Raw genomic sequence first — 16,792 nt, 5'->3', positions numbered from 1 at the left:
ACGTCATAGGGAGTTTCGTAACTGTTCAGAGATTCTCGCTGTACCGTCCGGCGAGAAATCTATGCGGACGTACCATAGTCCCTATCAGTCGCGGTGTCACCGACGATACAGCAGGAGCGCGACTCAGCGCGCGCTACAGGTGTCGACGCCGATGAGCGAGTAGAGCCCACAGAACCCGGTCACGGCGGTCCCGATGAGAACCAGCGCGACCACGCCGAGGACGGGCGAGAGAATCATCGGCCCCGGAACGAGGTTTCCAAGGAGGCCGAGCGAGATGACTCCCGCAAATGCGCCGAGGACGATTCGAACGAGACTGTCTGTCTGACCGACGTTCGTCTCCATACCTGGATATTGGCCCGTTCATACATAGTTGTTCTTGCCGCTGCGACCGCCCGACTGGTCTCTTCGAGTGTGGCTGAACACGCTACGGCGCTGATGCAGCAAAATTGGTTCTAATCCACTGGGACACTCGAAAATCCTCGCGATATTGTATCGTAATCGAATTCTAATGTACTCTGGATCCCGTATCCTGTCCTACACGATGTCACAGATCCCGGCCACGACACCCCAAGAACTGAAGGAAGCCATCGCGGACGGCGCGGAACTGACGATTCTCGACGTGCGCCAACCCCACGAGTTCGAAAACGACCACATCGAAGCCGAGAACGTCGAGACGATCAACGTCCCGCTGAACGAACTCCAGACGCTGGGACCGGACCAACTCCCCGACAGCGTCTCCGACGACCGGATCGTCGCCGTCTGCCGCTCGGGCAACCGGAGCAGTTTCGCGACGCGAATCCTAGATCAGGCCGGGCTCGACGTCGAGAACCTACAGGGTGGTATGCGGAGCTGGAAGCAGGTCGCGAGCGTTCCGTCGTAAGTTTCACGCTCCGTTATCACCGGGGGGCGTCTGAGACTCGCGGTCCGAATTCCTGACCGAGGCGTGAGGTTTTGTGTTCTCGTCCCGTAGTCACGTCTCTGATGGCGTTCGACGCAGTCGTCTTCGACCTCGACAACACGCTCTGTCGGCAGGACGGTGACGTGGGGGCGGCCTACCGGCAGGCGTTCGAACAGGTCGGGACCGAGCCGTTTGGCGAGCCCGCAGACCTGTGGAGTGCACTCGATGGCTCCCCGGATCCGAACGACCGCATCGGCTACCTGGGTGCCGGCTTCGCCCGCGTCGCCGCACAGTACGACCGGAGAGACGTCGATCCGATCGCCCTGGCGAGCGCGCTCCTCGACGGTATCGACACGTCGGCAGTAGCCTTCCTCCCGGGTGCCGAGCGAGTGCTCGAGACCGCCCGATCCCACGGTCCGGTCGCGATCCTCACGAACGGTCCACGACGTCGGCAGCGAGCGAAGATCCGGGCGCTCGACCTCGAAGACGCCGTCGACACGATCGTCTATGCTGGGGACCTTCCGCGGCGAAAGCCGCACGTCGATCCATTCGAGATCGTCCTCGAGGAACTCGGCGTCCGTGCCGGACGATCGGTTTACGTCGGCGACTCGCTGGAGTACGACGTCGCCGGTGCCCACAACGCCGGTCTCCAAGCCGCCTGGCTCCGTCCCGACGGCGAGGACGCCGGACGCTACCGCCCGGAGTACGAACTCGATTCGCTGACCGAGCTACACGACGTGCTCACAGCAGAATGACGGAGCGGCCCGACGCCTCACTCCGAAGTGTCATCTCCGCAGTCGCCCCCGGTCAGAGCGTCGCTTCCGTGAACCCGATCGAGCGAGGAAACCGCAAACAGACCGCAGTCGTCCGGTTCGCGGACGCCGACCCGATCGTCGTCCAGCAGACGCCGGATCCGAGCAGCGCTCGGGTCGAGGCGCGTCTGCTCTCGGCGATCGACGAGCGGACGTCGGTCCCGGTCGCCCGCCCCATCGACAGCGGCGACACCGGCGACGACGGGTGGCTCGTCACGCCACTCCTCGCCGGCGACGACCTCCACGAGGCGTTCGTCGATCTCGACGCGGCCACGCAGCAGGCTATCGCCGGCGCGTTCGGTCGATTCCTCGCGGAGCTCCACGAGGCCTTTCGGTTCGATCGCTACGGGCCGCTCACGGTCGACGATGGCGATCTCGTTACCGAACCCCGACCCCCGCGGTCCGCGCCGATTGACGACGAGTTCGATCTGGAGGATGGGATTTCTGGCTGTGTCGCCGCCACGCCGGCGGAGTGGCGCGAGTGGCTGGTCACATACGGACGGGCGAACGTCGCTCGCCTGCCCTCTGAGTTCGACGACCTCCGATCGGGGCTCCTCGATGTGGTCGCGAGCCTCCCGGCGACGACGGGACCGACACCGCGGTTGTTCCCGTGGGACTTTCGACCCGGGAACGCACTGGTCGCCGACGGCACTGTCACGGCCGTACTCGACTGGGAGTCTCCCCTCGCCGCCGACCCTGCGCTGTCGGTGGCGAAGGCGGAGTACCTCGTCGCTGACTGGTACGTGTCCGAAGCGCGGGCCGATCGGCTCCGCGCGGCGTTCCGTGAAGGGTATACGTCCGTCCGCGACAGCCCGGAGATCAGACCGGCACACCGCGTCTGTGCGATCGCGAGCGCTGCCGTGGACTCACGCGGCGTCGTCACGAACCCGCAGTATCCGCCGGTCGGGCGGGCGGCCGCCGTCGAATTTCATCGACGGGCGCTCGAACGAGTGCTGTGACGCGATTAGCGACTGCGAGCGCAGGTAGATAGAAACGCTGAGAGTGCACATCGGACCGGCAGCCCATCTGACCGTAGCGCGACGATTCGATTCCGGCGGGCGGAAACCGTGCGCCGTTCAGTACGTCGCGTCGACGATATCGTCGTCGAGGGCCTCGAACTGCGCGAGGTACTCCTGCCGTTCCGTGCGCAGCGCGCTGTGTGCGTCCGCGAAGTCCTCGACGTGATCGGCCACGACGTACCGGTCGATGTCGATGCCGGGGACCTCCGTGGGGACGGTCAGCCCGAGAGAGTCGTCGGCTGCCCACTCGATCGTGTCGCGGGCGACGCCTTCGAGAATAGCGACGGTCTCTTCGACGCCGACGTCGACGGGGTCGTCGGTCCCGACGACGCCGGTGTTGATGACGAAACAGTCGAGATCGAGGTCGGCGATCAGGTCGCGGAAGCGGTTGCCCTCTTCGCCCTCCGATCCGATGATGAACGGGTTCGTTCCGACGACGCGGATCGACTCGCCGATGCGCGAGGGGTCGCCGGCGCTCGTCTCGACGGATTCGCCGAGCATAAATGCGACAGCCGCCTGCGCGTCCGAGAGTTTCGCGATCGGCGGCATCAGCGGGTTGCGGGTGATGAAGAACACCTGATCGACCTCCTGAAGATCGATGTCGTCCGCGGAGCTTTCGAGGTAGTCGCGACGGATCACCGCGCGGGCGTTGCGGCCGTGCCGCGGTTCGTCGAAGTGGACCGTTCCGTCGTCGTCGACGGCGACGTTTTCGAGGACGGCGCTCTCGTCGGTCGCCGCGCTGTGGAGTTCGGGCTGTTCGTCGGCGCCGAGGCCGAGGGTCTTGATGTAGAGCCCGCTTCCTTCACTCCCCGCGACGGTGCCCGAGGGCAGCAGCGCACAGACGTCGTCCTGCAGCATCTCGGCACCTTCGGGATCGTCGAGCCAGAGTCCGTGACTTGTCAGCGTGGACTTGCCCGTCCCGGACAGTCCGAGGAACAACTGCCCGACCTCCCGCTCGCCGTCCTCGTCGTCGAGGCTGACGCGCTTGCTGCCGGCGTGCAGTCCGAGACCGCCCGCCTGCTTCGCGCGGCGCATAAAGAGCCGCAGGAACGACTTCTTCGCCTCGCCCGTGTAGTCGCTTCCGAGCACCGTCGTCAACCCCTCGTCGGGAAGTACGCGGATGCGTGGCTCGTCGGCCGCGTCAGGTAGTTGGACAGTGACGAAGTCCGGCGCCGCGCCCTCCGGGGCCGGTTCGAGGAGTTTCGCCCACGCCAGCGCGATTCGACCGTACTCCTTGGGGACGAAGAGGCGACACACGGCGGCGACCTCCTCGTGTCGGCCGACGACCCGGTCGACACAGAGGACGTCGTTGGAGGCATCGTTGACCCAGTCGATGCCCTGCTCGAAGACGTCGAGGTCCTCGGCATCGAACGACCCGTCGACGTTGTTTACCGTCCGGTCTGCGCTCCGGGAGCGGTACTCACTCACGTAGGAGGGTGCTCCGAACTCGGTCGTCGTTTCGAGGGGCGCGGAGAACTCCCGAAGGTCCGCAAACGAGGGGTTGTATGTGACGTGGTCCGCCGCCACCGGATCAGGAAAGTCGGCGACTGTCGGCCAGCGGGTCGAATTTGCCATATAGGGTACGATCCGCGATTTGCTCTCATAAGATTGTTGAATGCCGTGTATCGAATAATAAAATTCGTTTTATTTCTTTAGTACTATATAATCGCTCTCCCCAGATAGATGCTCTCGAACGCCTGCAACCACCGTTTCGAGTCGGCACCGGAACCCTCGGCCTCGGAAAAGCTCCTATATCTGATATGACTGGATAATAATATCACCTCTGGGACCGAAGTGTGACGTATGGACCCCGTCCCCTTCGAGAACGAGCTCACGTTCGAGACACACCGCCAGAACGACACCGTCGAGGAGTTCCACCAGTCGTACGAGGACGCAGTCACGGACGTCCGAGCCACGCTCGGGAAATCACATCCGCTGTGGATCGACGGCGGTCCCGTCGACGCCGACGAGCAGTTCACAGTCACGAGTCCGGGCGACTTCGACGTCACGATCGGGGAGTTCGCTGTGGGGACCCCCGACGACGTCGATCGCGCGGTCCGAGCGGCGGCCGCCGCGTTCGACGAGTGGCGGCAGACCGCTGTCGAGGAGCGCGTCGAGATCTTCCGCGACGCCGTCGAGGAGTTCCGCGAACGGAAGTTCGAACTCGCTGCGACGGTCTCGCTCGAAAACGGCAAGAACCGCACCGAAGCCGTCGCGGACGTCGACGAGGCGATCGACTTCCTCCGATTCTACAGCCGCGAACTCGAACGACACGACGGCTACGAGTTCGATACCGGCGAACCGACGCCGGGACAGCACTGTCGCAACCTCTTGCGACCGTACGGCGTGTTCGGCGTCATCGCGCCGTTCAACTTCCCGATCGCGATCCTCGCCGGGATGACGACGGGGGCGGTCATCACCGGCAACACCGCCGTGGTCAAACCCGCGAGTGCGACACCGTTGATCGCGCACAAATTCGTCGAGATCCTGACCGACGCCGGCCTGCCCGACGGCGTCATCAATCTCGTCACCGGGGGCGGCAGCACCGTCGGCCAACCCCTCGTCGAACATGAGGACGTCGCAGGCATCGTCTTCACCGGCTCGCGAGAGGTCGGGCTCTCGATCGAGCGGACGTTCCAAGACCTCGGCAAGCGCGGCCCCGTCATCGCCGAACTCGGCGGGAAGAACTCCGTGATCGTGACCACCGCGGCAGATATACAGAAGGCCGTCTCCGGCGTGGCGATGGGTGCGTTCTCGTTCAGCGGGCAGAAGTGTTCAGCGACTTCCCGCGTCTACGTCCACGAAGACGTGTTCGATCAGTTCCTCTCCCGACTAGTCGAGAAAACGGAGTCGCTCGGGATCGGACCCGCCGAGGCCGAGGAGACAGTCGTCTCCCCGGTCATCGACGACCGGGCACTGGAACGGTACGCTGACATCTGCGAGCAGGCGGCCGCCGAGGGCACGATCCACACGGGCGGCGACGTCGTCGACGCCTCCGACCTCCCTGACGGACGATACGTCGAACCGACCGTCGTCAGCGACGTCCCGCACGACCACGCGCTGGCGCGTGAAGAACACTTCCTCCCGTTCGTGACGGTTCATCCGGTCACGGACTTAGCGGAGGCAATCGACAAGGCCAACGACAGCGACTACGGCCTCTGTGCCGGCCTCTTCTCCGAGGACGAGAGCGAGATCGAGACGTGGTTCGATCGGATCGACTCCGGGATGTGTTACGTCAACCGCGCCCAGAGCGCGACGACCGGCGCGCTCGTGCAGGCCCAGCCCTTCGGCGGTTGGAAGTTCTCGGGGACGACCGGGAAGTTCGCCGGCGGCTACTGGTACCTCCCGCAGTTTATGCGCGAACAGAGTCGGACGCACGTGAGGGACGCTCGGGAGTGATCGGCGCCGCACAGAGCGAATTGGACGACCTGCTCGCGGTGCCTCTCGACTCCCGGCCCTGTCGAGACGCACCCTATAGACGGGTCGAACCTCTCACTCGACGCAGACGCCGGATCTGAACGTCCCGTACGGGCTGGTGGGTTGCCCCGGCGTGTTTTCTCGAACCGACGAGGTCACTGGTCGGAAAGTTGGATGGCCAGTTCACGAGCCCGGTCGACGTGTGCGTCCGCTTCTGAATTGCCCGTTTCGTCGATTTCAGCTAAGAGATCGACGATCGTCTGTGCCCGGTCGGCGGCGACGGTCGGATCGTCTATGTCACGGAGGTCCGACGCGATAGCTTCAGCTTCACCCAGCACACGACTGGGCGTCCGGTCGACCGGAAGTTCGGCCGTCGCCGCCAGTGACTCGTACAATTCGACGCGTGGATCGGCAGTCATCGAACTGAGGTACAGTCCGGGCCGGAAATAGCATTGCGGGTGTTCTCGGTCGGCCCGCGATCGTCCGTTGTCCCACTGAGCGGTCCTGCTGGAAGGTGCGGGGCCGAATTCAAGCGGCTCTCGACGTGTCGGCGCGGAAAGACCGACGTGGGGTTCGTCGTGTCGCCGGCGTAGCTACTACTCCTGGTACGGTGCGTAGCTTATACACCACGCCTCGGGGTCGATCGTCCCCTCGACGATGGCACAGGCCCCTAATCCGTCGTCGTTCTTGTCCTCGATGTAGAACGTACAGCCGGAACACTGCTGGCCCTCTTTCGGTTCCTCTTGGTACTGTACGTCCGATTTAGCCGACAGGCTGTCGGGGTCGCGCTCTTGCCCGCCCAGCGACGTTGCCGTGGCGTACTGCTCGGGCACGGTGTCGTCGTCAGACGGCGGCGCCGTCGTCGTCGGTGCTTCGGTCGTTTCCTCGCCGCCTCCGTCGCCGCCGCCGTTACCGGAACACCCAGCGAGACCAACCACTGCTGTCGTGCCGGTCAGTTGCAAGAACCGTCGACGTGAGTTACCGTTTCCGTCTGCCATACTCACACAGAAGGCTGGAATCGGCTTACCGCTGCGGGCAGTTCCTGCGGCACGGGAAGTACCCATACGTTGATTACGTCAGGAAGCATAATACCGTGTTCTCCATAGGGGCGAGCGCGGTGCCCCTCAGACAGACGTTCGCCTCGGGTTGATGGATCGCGATACCAGTAAGCACTCAAAACTGGCACTCCGAGGCGTGGGTATGAGTGTCCCCGATACCTTCGATTCCGACCTGACGCGGGCCCAGTTGGGGCTCGCTGCGGTCGTCGCCCTCGTCGGCGCGGTACTCACCCTCCCAGCAGTACAGTCCGTACTCTATGGTGCCCTCGTCGGCACGCCCAGCATTCTCCAGTGGGGCCTGGTATCGGCAGTGATCGCTGCCGTCGGGGTGGTGCGTGAGCGGCAGGAACTGCTGCTGCTCGGCGTCGTCGTCTTCGTCGTCCTCGGCGTCTTCGTCGGCCCGGTCGTGGGCGGCGTCTACGCGCACACCGATATGGCGACGCAGGTGCAGCAGGACGCGACGCGGTTGGACACGTTGCCAAATACGTCCACGGAGAACGTGCGTGTGCTGCCCCGGAGCGTCTCCGACAACTACGCGCAATCGTCGATGCAGTATCCGCAGTACCGGCTCACGGGCTCGGACATCGCCTACCACAACGGTTCGTACGCGTGGTCGCACGGACTCGCGCCTGACAACTTTATGGTGGCGTGGTTCGGCACACAGAGAGGCGCGCTGTACGTCGATATGACGACGACACAGAAGCGGGTCCGGGTCGAAGAGCGGACGTTCACCCACGGCCGCGGCCAGCTCTTTTTCGACTCCTATCAGTACCAACAGGTGCTGCACTCCCCGCTGAAGCGCCACAACTGGGAGACGACGTTCAACGCCCGGGCGAACGGGACCTCCTACATCGCGCACTCGACGACCGTCTACGACTGGAAGTTCCGGCTCGCACCCATCCCGCAGCTCTATGCGATCCCCCGACACGGGTCCGTCGAGCTAATGCGCTCCGATGGGTCGATCGAGAGCCTGTCACCCGGGGAGGCTCGGTCGTCCCCGCTCCTCCGCGGGCAGAACTTCTACCCCTACGAACTCACGATGTTCAAAGTCGAGTCGATGCAGTACGTCAACGGCGCCCTCAACAAGTGGTTCTGGAAGGAGGACGTGTTGGCGATCGCCGATCTCCCCGAAGCGGGCAACCGGTGGCCGATCGTCGTCCCGACCGACGGAGACGACCCCGAATTGACGTACTTCGTCGCCACCGAACCCACCGGGAGCGGCAACGGCGTGTACGAGGTCTGGACGATCGACGGCCAGACCGGAGCGATCGGCGTGCAGGGCTACGACGAGTCCCAGATCGGACCACAGAAGGCAGTCGACTTCGTCGAGCGTCGGCCGCAGGTCAATCGCCTCTCGAACGCCGACGCGATTGCGCCCGTGCCAGTCGTGAAGGGAGAGACTCTCTACTGGCACGTCAAGGTCGTGCCGCGAAGCCGGTCCGGCGTCGTGTACACGGCGTTCGTGAACGCCGAGAGCGGCGACGTAACGCTCGTCGAAGACACGGAACCGATCTACGCCTTCCTGACGCAGTCGGAGTTCGAGAACGTCCAGGACGAGACTGACGACCGGGGCGGTGGGACCACAGTCACAGTCGTGGTGACGAACGCCGACGGCGAGATCGTGGGCACGCGGAACGTCACTGTCCCCGAGGGCGGTGGCGTCTCGGTCAATGTCCAAGATCGGACGGCGAACAACTCCACCGCCCAGGCGAGCTAGCGACCTCGAATCACCTCTTCTCACCTGTGACGGCCACTTCGAGCGCGAAACTGGCCGCGGAGACGATGTCGCCGATGCCGACCGTGCTCGCGGGATCTGCGACGACTCGGTTGGGGGCGGCCACAACCCTCGGCGTCGTTAACACGCCGTCTTCGGCGCTGGCACCGACAGCGTCGGCGAGCGTCTCGATCGCGTGCTTTCCCGACTCTGAGGGGTCGTAGTCGAGCCCCGCTTCGAGATCTTCCGGGGCGCTGATACGGCCGGTGGCCGCCTTCGTCGCCGCGTTGATCGCGGCGAATTCGAGCCCCCGGCGGACGGCCTCCGGAGAGAGGTACTCGTCCATCACCGCGAGATGGTAGTCCATCGCGTGCAGTCGGATGCAGTCGACGCCGAGGTGGTCGACGAGGGAGTGCAGGACTCGGTAGTGTTCGAGGATCTCCGCCGCAGGCGAGTCCCGACCCGGCAGATCCCCACCCGAGGGCGGCGAGTCCGTCGTCGCACCGTCGCGGTCGACGTCACCCCGCAACAACCCCAGTTCGTTCGGATCGAGACCGATGACGTTCGCCTCCGGGAGGATTATCTCGGTGATCGCCGCGCGGAGGTCGTCGTCGTGGGTCACGGCGTACTCGACGTGGACCGGAAAGTCGCCGCCGGACCGTAGTCGAGCCAGGGTCTCGCGGGCGTGTCGCAGCGTCTCCACGTAGCCGTCGTCGATGTTCTCAGGCGTCAGGTTGTGATAGCCCGCCAGTAGGGCTCCGTCGATCTCAGCACCCACCTGGTCGACGACCGGATCCAGGTCGCCGGCGTGCAAGTCGAACTCCGGCGGTCGCGACGCCGCGATGAATCGGGTGTCGCCGGTCGCGCGGACGCCGAACAACTCTGCGCCCTCCCGGAACTCGAAGATCCAGTTGATCTTGGTCCGTTCGGTGTTCGTCGCCTCGGCGACCGGGACGAACGAGACCGTTCCGTCTTCGACGCGTGGATATCTGACGCGCTCGGGCCGCTCGAACATCGACTGCTGGGTCTCAGACAGGAGATACGTGTACAATGTCGGGGCGGCGTCGAGCGTCGAGAGGAGATTCGTCATAATCCCCGCCTGTCCGCCCATCTGCATCGCATCCGGTTCCAGTCGCGTCTCCAGTTCGGCCGCGAGTTCGGACGTCATCGCGACTTCGTCGCCTTCCCCCGTCGCCATCGTGTGTGTGATCGCCGTCGCGAGGTCCGACGCCGAAGCGAGGCGGGCGGGCGGGGCCGCCGTGCCCGGTTCGTCAGGCCGCGGGAGTTCGGCTTCGAGGGCCGGGCCGACATCGACGACCGCGTCGACGTTCGCGTTGTACGCGAGAAAGACCGGCAGGTCACGGAGTGCGCTGAGGTCGGCGTCGAGGTCGTCTTGCGGGGACATATTGGTTCTGTGTTTCGTCCGTTGTGACAAATCAGTAACGACAGTCCGTGTCTCGTCCGCTGTGGCCTCGGCGACGCTCCTGTTGATTCCTGCCGAACGTTAACACGGATGACCACGTAGCCTCAAGTGATGACTAGCCAACCATTCGTTCGGTCACTTGAGGACGTCGGCGGCGACGACGTGGGCTCAGTCGGCGGGAAGGCCGCGAACCTCGGCGAACTCGCAGGGCTCGACGTCCCCGTTCTGCCGGGATTTACGACGACTGCGGCGGCCTACGAGTACTACGTCGACGAGACGGGCATCCGCTCGGACATCGAATCGGCGCTCGATGGCCTGGATGTGGACGACGTGAGTGACCTCCAGTCGCGCGGCGAGCGGGTCAGACGGCTGATCCGGGAGGCGACGATGCCGCCAGACCTCGAAACTCAAATCGTCGAACAGTACGAGGCCGTCGCGCGAGAACTCGACACACGCGATCCTGCGGTCGCCGTTCGGTCCTCGGCAACGGCAGAGGATCTGCCGACCGCATCGTTCGCTGGCCAACAGGACACCTTTCTGGACGTGACTGGCCGGGAGGAGTTACTCGACGCTGTCAAGGGCTGTTACGCCTCGCTCTTTACCGATCGGGCGATCGTCTATCGGGAGAACAAGGGTTTCGACCACTTCGACGTACGGCTCGCCTGTGTGGTACAGAAGATGGGTCAGGCGGACCTCGGCTCCTCGGGCGTGCTGTTCACGCTGGACCCCGACTCGGGCTTCGAGAACGTCGTCGTCGTCGAAGCCGCGTACGGTTTCGGAGAACTGATCGTCCAGGGAGAGGTCGATCCCGATCGGTACGTCGTATTCAAGCCGACGAACGGGATCCTCGAAAAACGGCTCGGGGGGAAAGCACAGCGAATGGTCCGGCAGAACGGCGACACAGTGGTCGAAGACGTTCCCGAGCCAGAACGAAACCAGTACGCGCTCTCGGACGACGAGATACGGACGCTGGCGGCGTACGCCGAGCGAATCGAGGACCACTTCGATCGTCCGATGGACGTCGAGTGGCTCTTGGACGGCGACCTCGGGCAACTGTTCGTCGTGCAGGCGCGTCCCGAGACCGTTCACGGCGCGGCTGAAGCGAACGTCATCCGGTCGTATCGACTCCTCGAGGAGGGCGAGACGCTCCTCGACGGCGTCGCGATCGGCAGTGCGATCGCCACCGGCCGGGTCAGACTGCTCGACGACGTCAGCCAGATGGACCGCTTCCAGGCGGGCGACGTCCTCGTCACCGAGATGACCGCTCCCGACTGGGTTCCGATTATGAAGAAGGCGAGCGCGATCGTGACCGAACGTGGCGGAAAGACCTCCCACGCGGCGATCGTCTCGCGGGAGTTGGGCGTGCCCGCGGTCGTCGGGACCCAGCGCGCCACGAAAGTCCTCCGGGACGGCGACGCGGTCACGGTGGACTGTACCAGCGAAACGGGGTACGTGTACGACGGCGAACTCGAATTCGAGACCCGCGAGGAAACGCTCACCGACGTGCCGGAGACGGAGACCGACGTGATGCTCATCCTGGGCGATCCCAGTCGCGCCTTCTCGCTCGCCAGCCTGCCGGTCGACGGGGTCGGACTCGTCCGAGAGGAGTTCATCATCACCTCGCACGTCGGCACGCACCCGCTCGCGATGCTCGAACGCGGCGAGGGCGAGCAGTACATCACCGCGCTCCAGACCGGGATCGCGAAGATCGCGGCGGCATTCTACCCCGATCGGGTCGTCGTCCGACTGAGTGACTTCAAGACGGACGAGTATCAGCGGCTCGAAGGCGGCTGGAAGTACGAGTTCGACGAGGCGAACCCGATGCTGGGTTGGCGTGGTGCCTCGCGGTACTACGACGAGGATTTCCGGAAGGCGTTCCGCCTCGAATGCGAGGCGCTGCGACGCGTCCGCGAGGAAGTCGGCCTCGACAACGTGACGGTAATGGTGCCCTTCTGCCGGACGCCGGAGGAGGGACAGCGCGTCCTCGATATGATGGACGGGCACGGCCTCTCTCAGACCGACCTTGACGTCTTCGTGATGGCCGAGGTGCCGTCGAACGTCGTGCTCGCCGATCGTTTTTCGGAGCTGTTCGACGGCTTCTCGATCGGCTCGAACGACCTCACGCAACTCCTCTTGGGCGTCGACCGCAACTCCGAGAAACTCGCCTCGCTGTTCGACGAGCGCGATGAGGCGGTCGCGCGGTCGATCGAGTCGCTGGTCAAGGAGGCGCACGAGCACGACCGACCCGTCGGTATCTGCGGCGACGCTCCCTCGACCGTTCCCGGCTTCGTCGACCTCCTATTGGAAGCCGACGTCGATTCGATCTCCGTCACTCCCGACGTCGCGCTCGAAACGATCCAGAAGGTCAGCGAAGCCGAGAACCGCCTGTCGTAACGGCGGGTAGCCGGGCTTCCGGCACTAGTCCCCATCCCGACCCCGACCCCGGTCCTGTGAACTTACCCACACATTACAGGTTGGTGGAGTTCGTAGTTCGAACATAGCTATGACATCCACCCGTCGATTCGCAGACCGCACCGAGGCCGGAGAACTGCTCGGTGAGGCGCTCGAAGAGCGCGACATCGACGTCGACCTCGTGCTCGCCATCCCCCGCGGTGGCCTCCCGCTCGGACGGGCCGTCGCCGACGCGGTCGGTGCACCCCTAGACATCGTCGTCGCGAAGAAGATCGGAGCACCGGGAAATCCGGAGTTCGCGGTCGGCGCCGTCGCCAGCGACGGCTCCGTCTGGCGGAACGAGGACGCGCGCCACCGGTACGACGAAGAGTACTTCCAGCGCGAACGTGAGCGAATCGCCGAGGAAGCCGAGCAGAAGGCCGAGCGCTACCGGGGCGACCGGCCGGCACCCGATCTCGCGGGGAAGACCGTCGCGGTCGTCGACGACGGCGTCGCCACCGGCTCGACCGCCAAAGCCTGCCTCCAGATGCTCCGAGACGGAGACGCAGCGCGGATCGTGCTGGCGGTTCCAGTCGGACCGCCCGAAACGGTCCGAGAGTTAGAGTCGATGGCCGACGAGGTCGTCTGTCTCGAAACGCCGAGTCGGTTCATCGGCGTCGGCGGCTTCTACGAGAACTTCAGCCAGGTGTCGGACGAGGAGGCGATGGCGTACCTCGAACCGCCGGATCGCTGACGTCGTCGAGGAGTGTCCGGTTGGGCTCAGTAAATCTCGATTTCGGTCACCATTCGCCGGACGACAGTCGGTTCCTGCAGCACGTGTCCCTCGTCGTCGACGGTTCTGGACCCGACCTCCTCGGTGAGGACGGCTGTGTCGTAGTAGATGTCGTCGGTTCCTTCGATCCGCGCGACTCGGTCCGCCGGATACATCACTGGCTCCCGACCCTCGTCGGTCACCGCGACCCAACCGTTCTCGGCGACGAACACGCGCTCGCTCTCGACCGGTTCGGCGTCGTCACGGAAGTAGACAGTCGCCATACCGTTACAGACGCGCGCCGTGCTAATCAATGTCCCAGTGCCTGAGACGGTGTCGTCCACATCACCTGATCGAGTCGGACTCGCCACCGTCGACTGCCGCCGCACAGTCCGTGCACAGTCCTGTCTCCGCGTCGTAATGCGTATCACAGACGAGCGCGCCGCACCGGCGACACTGGTGTTCGGCCGGAGCCGACTCGCAGATCTGACAGAGGCCTTCGACGCTCATCGTTCAATTGCTGGTCAGGATCGGCATCTCCGAGCGTCTGAGCACGCGGGCGGTCGTACTGCCGAGGTACCTGTCGGCCTCCCCGTGGCCGCGCGTTCCCATCGTGACCAGGTCGGCGTCGACCCCGTCGGCGTAGTCGAGGAGTTCTTCGTGGGGGACCCCGCGAAGCACGTTCGACGTCACGGGCAGGTTTCGATCACGCGCCGCTGCGGCGATCGATTCGACCGCGTTCTCGCCACCCTGCTTGAGCATCCCGACGATGCTCTGCGGAACGTCGTCGAAATCATAGGTCGTCGTGTCGACGACGTAGACGACGTGGACGTCGGCACCGTACCGCTCGGCGATGCCGAGACCGTGTTCCGCCGCCCGCTCGGCGGCGTCGCTGCCGTCGGTGGGGATCACGACGTGGTCGTACATCGTGTAGCCCGACTCCGGAGCCGGTTCCCCAGAGAGCCGGACGGCCATCACCGGGACGCTGGCGGCCGTCACCACGCGCTCGGTCGTACTCCCGAGCCGGGACCGTTCGGCACCCGCGCGGCCGTGCGTTCCCATCACGACCAGGTCGATCCCGTTCTCGTCGACGTAGTGGCGGATTACCCGGTGCGGACGCCCGGTTTCGACGACCCGGACCGTTTCGAGTCCGAGGTCGTCGGCTCGCTCCTGGATTCGAACGGCCGCGTCCCGCCCGCGTTTCTCGACCCGTCCCCGGAGTTTCTCGCGAGCGGCTGCTTCCAGCCCTGCCGGCTCCGCACCGGTGTCGACGGCGTGCAAGATATGGACTGTGGCCTCGCTCGTCCGTGCCAAGTCCAGAGCTCGGGCGATTGCGTTTTCTGCGCCAGTGCTTCCGTCGGTCGGGATGAGGATGTCGTCGTACATAGATGGACCTGCGTGATTACGGGCTAGGAAGACTGCCCACGCGCTGTGCGCTGCCGTCGGTTCGTCGGCTGGGATGGTCGCATCGCTGGCTGACGAGAGGCGGGGAAGTCGTTTTGTTAGCCCGTGCTTACTGTTAATCCTCGCGAGCGGGCGACTCGCCGCCGACGCGGACTGTCGATCTACCGAAGCAGATCAGTTTTGTACTCTGAGCGCAATATACATCCAATGAGTACGATCCGACCGGCCGAACTCGACGAACGACTCGACTCCGGGTCGACAGAGGACCTTTTGGTGGTAGACATCCGCCCGACGTCTGCCTATCGGGCAGGTTCGATCGACGGGAGTCGGAACGTCCCGGTCTACGAGGACCTGCGGAGTGGTGACGACTCCACGCTACGCGGTCGACTCGACGAGATCCCCGCCGACAAGGACGTTATCGTCGTGTGCAAGCAGGGGATGGTCGCGAAACGGGCGACGAGCATCCTCCGTGAGGAGGGGTACGACGCGATGACGCTCCTCGGCGGGATGGGCGGGTGGAACGGCTATCAGAAGGGGTCGCTGGGCTACAAGCTCCGCTCGCTCATCTGGAAACTCTCGTAGGGGGCGGATCGCAACGAGCGCGTAAGGTGGCACCGAGTCGTCTCAGGCGAAGACGAGCATTGCGGCGCCGAGCGACAGCACGCTGACGGTCACGAGCGCGCTCAGAACGACCAAGAGCGGTTTGATACCGGTTCGCCGCATCCCCTGAATTTCGATGCTCGTTCCGAGACCGACGAACGCGACGAGGAACAGCAGTTGGTAGCCGCGTTCCAGCAGGGCAACCTCCGCGTCCGAGAGGAGACCGGCGCTGGCGACGCCGGCCACGAGCACGAATCCCAGGACGAACTTCGGGAACTGGCCCCAGAAGTACCGCCAACTCGCTACTGACGTCTCGCCGTCGCCGCCGTTCTGCCGGGCGTAGTAGACCGCATAGAGGATCGCGACGACGCCGATGAAGACGTTCCGTCCGAGTTTCGTGACCGTCGCCCACTGGCCGGCCGTCGGCGAATACGCGAATCCGGCAGCGACGACCGGCCCCGTACTCACCATACTGATCCCGGCCCAGATACCGAAGACGATGTCCGGGAGATCCAGCAGGCGACCGATCGCCGGATACGCCGCCAGCGTGACCGCGTCGAACAGGAGAATCGTCGCCACCGCGTAGGCGATCTGCTCGCTCTTCGCGCGGACGCCGCTGGAGACGGCGACGATCGCAGAGACGCCACAGATGGAGTATCCGGCGGCCAGCAGCGACCCCAACCGGTCCGGGATCTCGAAGACGTTCCGCGCTACCAGTTCGACGAACAGGAGACTGAAGCCGAGGAAGCCCACGACGAGCACCAGTAGGGAGAGACCGACCGAGAGCAACTGGTCGACCGCGATCCGCGCACCCATCAGCACGATGCCGGTCTCCAGCCAGAGTTTGTGCGTCGCGAGGCCGTCTTCGGCCCACTCGGGGGTCCCGACAGAGTTGGCGACGACGACGCCCAGCCCGACGGCCAAAATCAGTCTGTTGACGCCGACGACCGTCGAGAGAACGTGTGCGACGGCCGCCCCAGCAACGAGAACTGCCACTCCGGGGACCACTCGCGCCGTGTTTCGAGCTATCATTGAGATGATTAGTTGTGTACAGTCAGATCAGTTATATTCCTGGTTACGAGATAAGGACGGCCGAGAGCACGAGAGTTCCAAGGACCACTGCTTTCCAGTCACGATCCAGTGCCGTCCACCGGTCGAACGCCAGATCGAGCGGGTCCGGTCCGGCCGCCGTGTTCGAGGAGTCTTCGTTCGACATCGCTTACAGGTATCTCTACCGTGTCAGAGATAGCGGAAATAATTAGCGGGATACAGACCAGCGTCGAT

18 protein-coding genes are annotated in these 16,792 nt (G+C 64.6%); 8 read left to right on the top strand and 10 right to left on the bottom strand.

Annotation, left to right across the window (positions count from 1 at the left end):
• Window positions 1-123: 123 nt before the first annotated feature.
• Window positions 124-342 carry a DUF2892 domain-containing protein gene (locus D3D02_RS08965; protein ID WP_121569640.1) on the bottom strand — a complete coding sequence of 73 codons (219 nt, stop codon included), beginning with the start codon at window positions 340-342 and terminating at the stop codon, window positions 124-126.
• A gap of 199 nt (window positions 343-541) precedes the next feature.
• Here D3D02_RS08965 and D3D02_RS08960 point away from each other — a divergent pair, with 199 nt between their 5' ends.
• The 3 genes from D3D02_RS08960 (at window position 542) to D3D02_RS08950 (ending at window position 2,669) form a co-directional block, all read left to right on the top strand.
• Entirely contained in the window at window positions 542-880 is a 339-nt protein-coding gene (locus D3D02_RS08960; RefSeq protein WP_158599338.1) for a rhodanese-like domain-containing protein, read from the top strand.
• 98 nt (window positions 881-978) lie between these two features.
• Complete coding sequence (locus D3D02_RS08955; protein ID WP_121569785.1) at window positions 979-1,653, top strand: HAD family hydrolase; 675 nt, start codon at window positions 979-981, stop codon at window positions 1,651-1,653.
• Complete coding sequence (locus tag D3D02_RS08950; RefSeq protein ID WP_121569638.1) at window positions 1,650-2,669, top strand: phosphotransferase family protein; 1,020 nt, start codon at window positions 1,650-1,652, stop codon at window positions 2,667-2,669. Before D3D02_RS08955 ends, D3D02_RS08950 begins: the two co-directional genes overlap by 4 nt.
• Window positions 2,670-2,786: 117 nt before the next feature.
• Here D3D02_RS08950 and D3D02_RS08945 read toward each other — a convergent pair whose 3' ends face one another.
• Window positions 2,787-4,304: a phosphoenolpyruvate carboxykinase (ATP) gene (locus D3D02_RS08945; RefSeq protein WP_121569637.1), complete on the bottom strand. Its 1,518-nt coding sequence runs from the start codon at window positions 4,302-4,304 to the stop codon at window positions 2,787-2,789.
• Window positions 4,305-4,532: 228 nt separating this feature from the next.
• Here D3D02_RS08945 and D3D02_RS08940 point away from each other — a divergent pair, with 228 nt between their 5' ends.
• Window positions 4,533-6,128 (top strand): aldehyde dehydrogenase family protein, encoded by a 1,596-nt coding sequence (locus D3D02_RS08940; RefSeq protein ID WP_121569636.1) that lies wholly within the window; start codon window positions 4,533-4,535, stop codon window positions 6,126-6,128.
• Between the two features lie 173 nt (window positions 6,129-6,301).
• Here the strand turns inward: D3D02_RS08940 and D3D02_RS08935 are convergent, their stop codons facing one another.
• Window positions 6,302-6,565, bottom strand: coding sequence for a hypothetical protein (locus tag D3D02_RS08935; RefSeq protein WP_121569635.1), 264 nt, complete (start codon window positions 6,563-6,565; stop codon window positions 6,302-6,304).
• 177 nt (window positions 6,566-6,742) lie between these two features.
• The gene (locus D3D02_RS08930; RefSeq protein ID WP_121569634.1) at window positions 6,743-7,144 is read right to left on the bottom strand and encodes a high-potential iron-sulfur protein; all 402 of its coding nucleotides are present in this window, start codon (window positions 7,142-7,144) and stop codon (window positions 6,743-6,745) included.
• Between the two features lie 202 nt (window positions 7,145-7,346).
• On the opposite strand from D3D02_RS08930, the gene D3D02_RS08925 reads away from it, so the two are divergent.
• Window positions 7,347-8,921 (top strand): hypothetical protein, encoded by a 1,575-nt coding sequence (locus tag D3D02_RS08925; RefSeq protein WP_121569633.1) that lies wholly within the window; start codon window positions 7,347-7,349, stop codon window positions 8,919-8,921.
• Window positions 8,922-8,931: 10 nt separating this feature from the next.
• Here D3D02_RS08925 and D3D02_RS08920 read toward each other — a convergent pair whose 3' ends face one another.
• Complete coding sequence (locus D3D02_RS08920; RefSeq protein WP_121569632.1) at window positions 8,932-10,323, bottom strand: ADP-dependent glucokinase/phosphofructokinase; 1,392 nt, start codon at window positions 10,321-10,323, stop codon at window positions 8,932-8,934.
• A 129-nt stretch (window positions 10,324-10,452) separates the two neighbouring features.
• Here D3D02_RS08920 and ppsA point away from each other — a divergent pair, with 129 nt between their 5' ends.
• Together ppsA and D3D02_RS08910 are read left to right on the top strand one after the other, a co-directional pair.
• Window positions 10,453-12,735, top strand: coding sequence for a pyruvate, water dikinase (gene ppsA / locus D3D02_RS08915; protein ID WP_121569631.1), 2,283 nt, complete (start codon window positions 10,453-10,455; stop codon window positions 12,733-12,735).
• Between the two features lie 109 nt (window positions 12,736-12,844).
• Entirely contained in the window at window positions 12,845-13,486 is a 642-nt protein-coding gene (locus D3D02_RS08910) for a phosphoribosyltransferase (RefSeq protein WP_121569630.1), read from the top strand.
• Window positions 13,487-13,512: 26 nt separating this feature from the next.
• On the opposite strand, the gene D3D02_RS08905 is transcribed toward D3D02_RS08910, so the two are convergent.
• The 3 genes from D3D02_RS08905 to D3D02_RS08900 all read right to left on the bottom strand — a co-directional run bounded on the left by D3D02_RS08905 (window position 13,513) and on the right by D3D02_RS08900 (window position 14,890).
• A complete protein-coding gene (locus D3D02_RS08905) occupies window positions 13,513-13,788 on the bottom strand; it encodes a hypothetical protein (protein WP_121569629.1) in 276 nt (91 codons plus the stop codon).
• 61 nt (window positions 13,789-13,849) lie between these two features.
• Window positions 13,850-14,014 carry a hypothetical protein gene (locus tag D3D02_RS20905; protein ID WP_199723047.1) on the bottom strand — a complete coding sequence of 55 codons (165 nt, stop codon included), beginning with the start codon at window positions 14,012-14,014 and terminating at the stop codon, window positions 13,850-13,852.
• Between the two features lie 3 nt (window positions 14,015-14,017).
• Entirely contained in the window at window positions 14,018-14,890 is an 873-nt protein-coding gene (locus tag D3D02_RS08900; RefSeq protein ID WP_121569628.1) for a universal stress protein, read from the bottom strand.
• A gap of 225 nt (window positions 14,891-15,115) precedes the next feature.
• On the opposite strand from D3D02_RS08900, the gene D3D02_RS08895 reads away from it, so the two are divergent.
• Complete coding sequence (locus D3D02_RS08895) at window positions 15,116-15,490, top strand: rhodanese-like domain-containing protein (protein ID WP_121569627.1); 375 nt, start codon at window positions 15,116-15,118, stop codon at window positions 15,488-15,490.
• 42 nt (window positions 15,491-15,532) lie between these two features.
• On the opposite strand, the gene D3D02_RS08890 is transcribed toward D3D02_RS08895, so the two are convergent.
• Window positions 15,533-16,540, bottom strand: a complete 1,008-nt coding sequence (locus tag D3D02_RS08890; protein WP_121569626.1) for a YeiH family protein — start codon at window positions 16,538-16,540, stop codon at window positions 15,533-15,535.
• 43 nt (window positions 16,541-16,583) lie between these two features.
• Window positions 16,584-16,724: a hypothetical protein gene (locus tag D3D02_RS20900; protein ID WP_199723046.1), complete on the bottom strand. Its 141-nt coding sequence runs from the start codon at window positions 16,722-16,724 to the stop codon at window positions 16,584-16,586.
• Window positions 16,725-16,792: the final 68 nt, after the last annotated feature.

This window comes from Halobellus sp. Atlit-38R, from assembly GCF_003665925.1.
Lineage (GTDB): Archaea > Halobacteriota > Halobacteria > Halobacteriales > Haloferacaceae > Haloquadratum > Haloquadratum inordinatus.
This window is presented reverse-complemented; position numbering and strand designations above follow the sequence as displayed.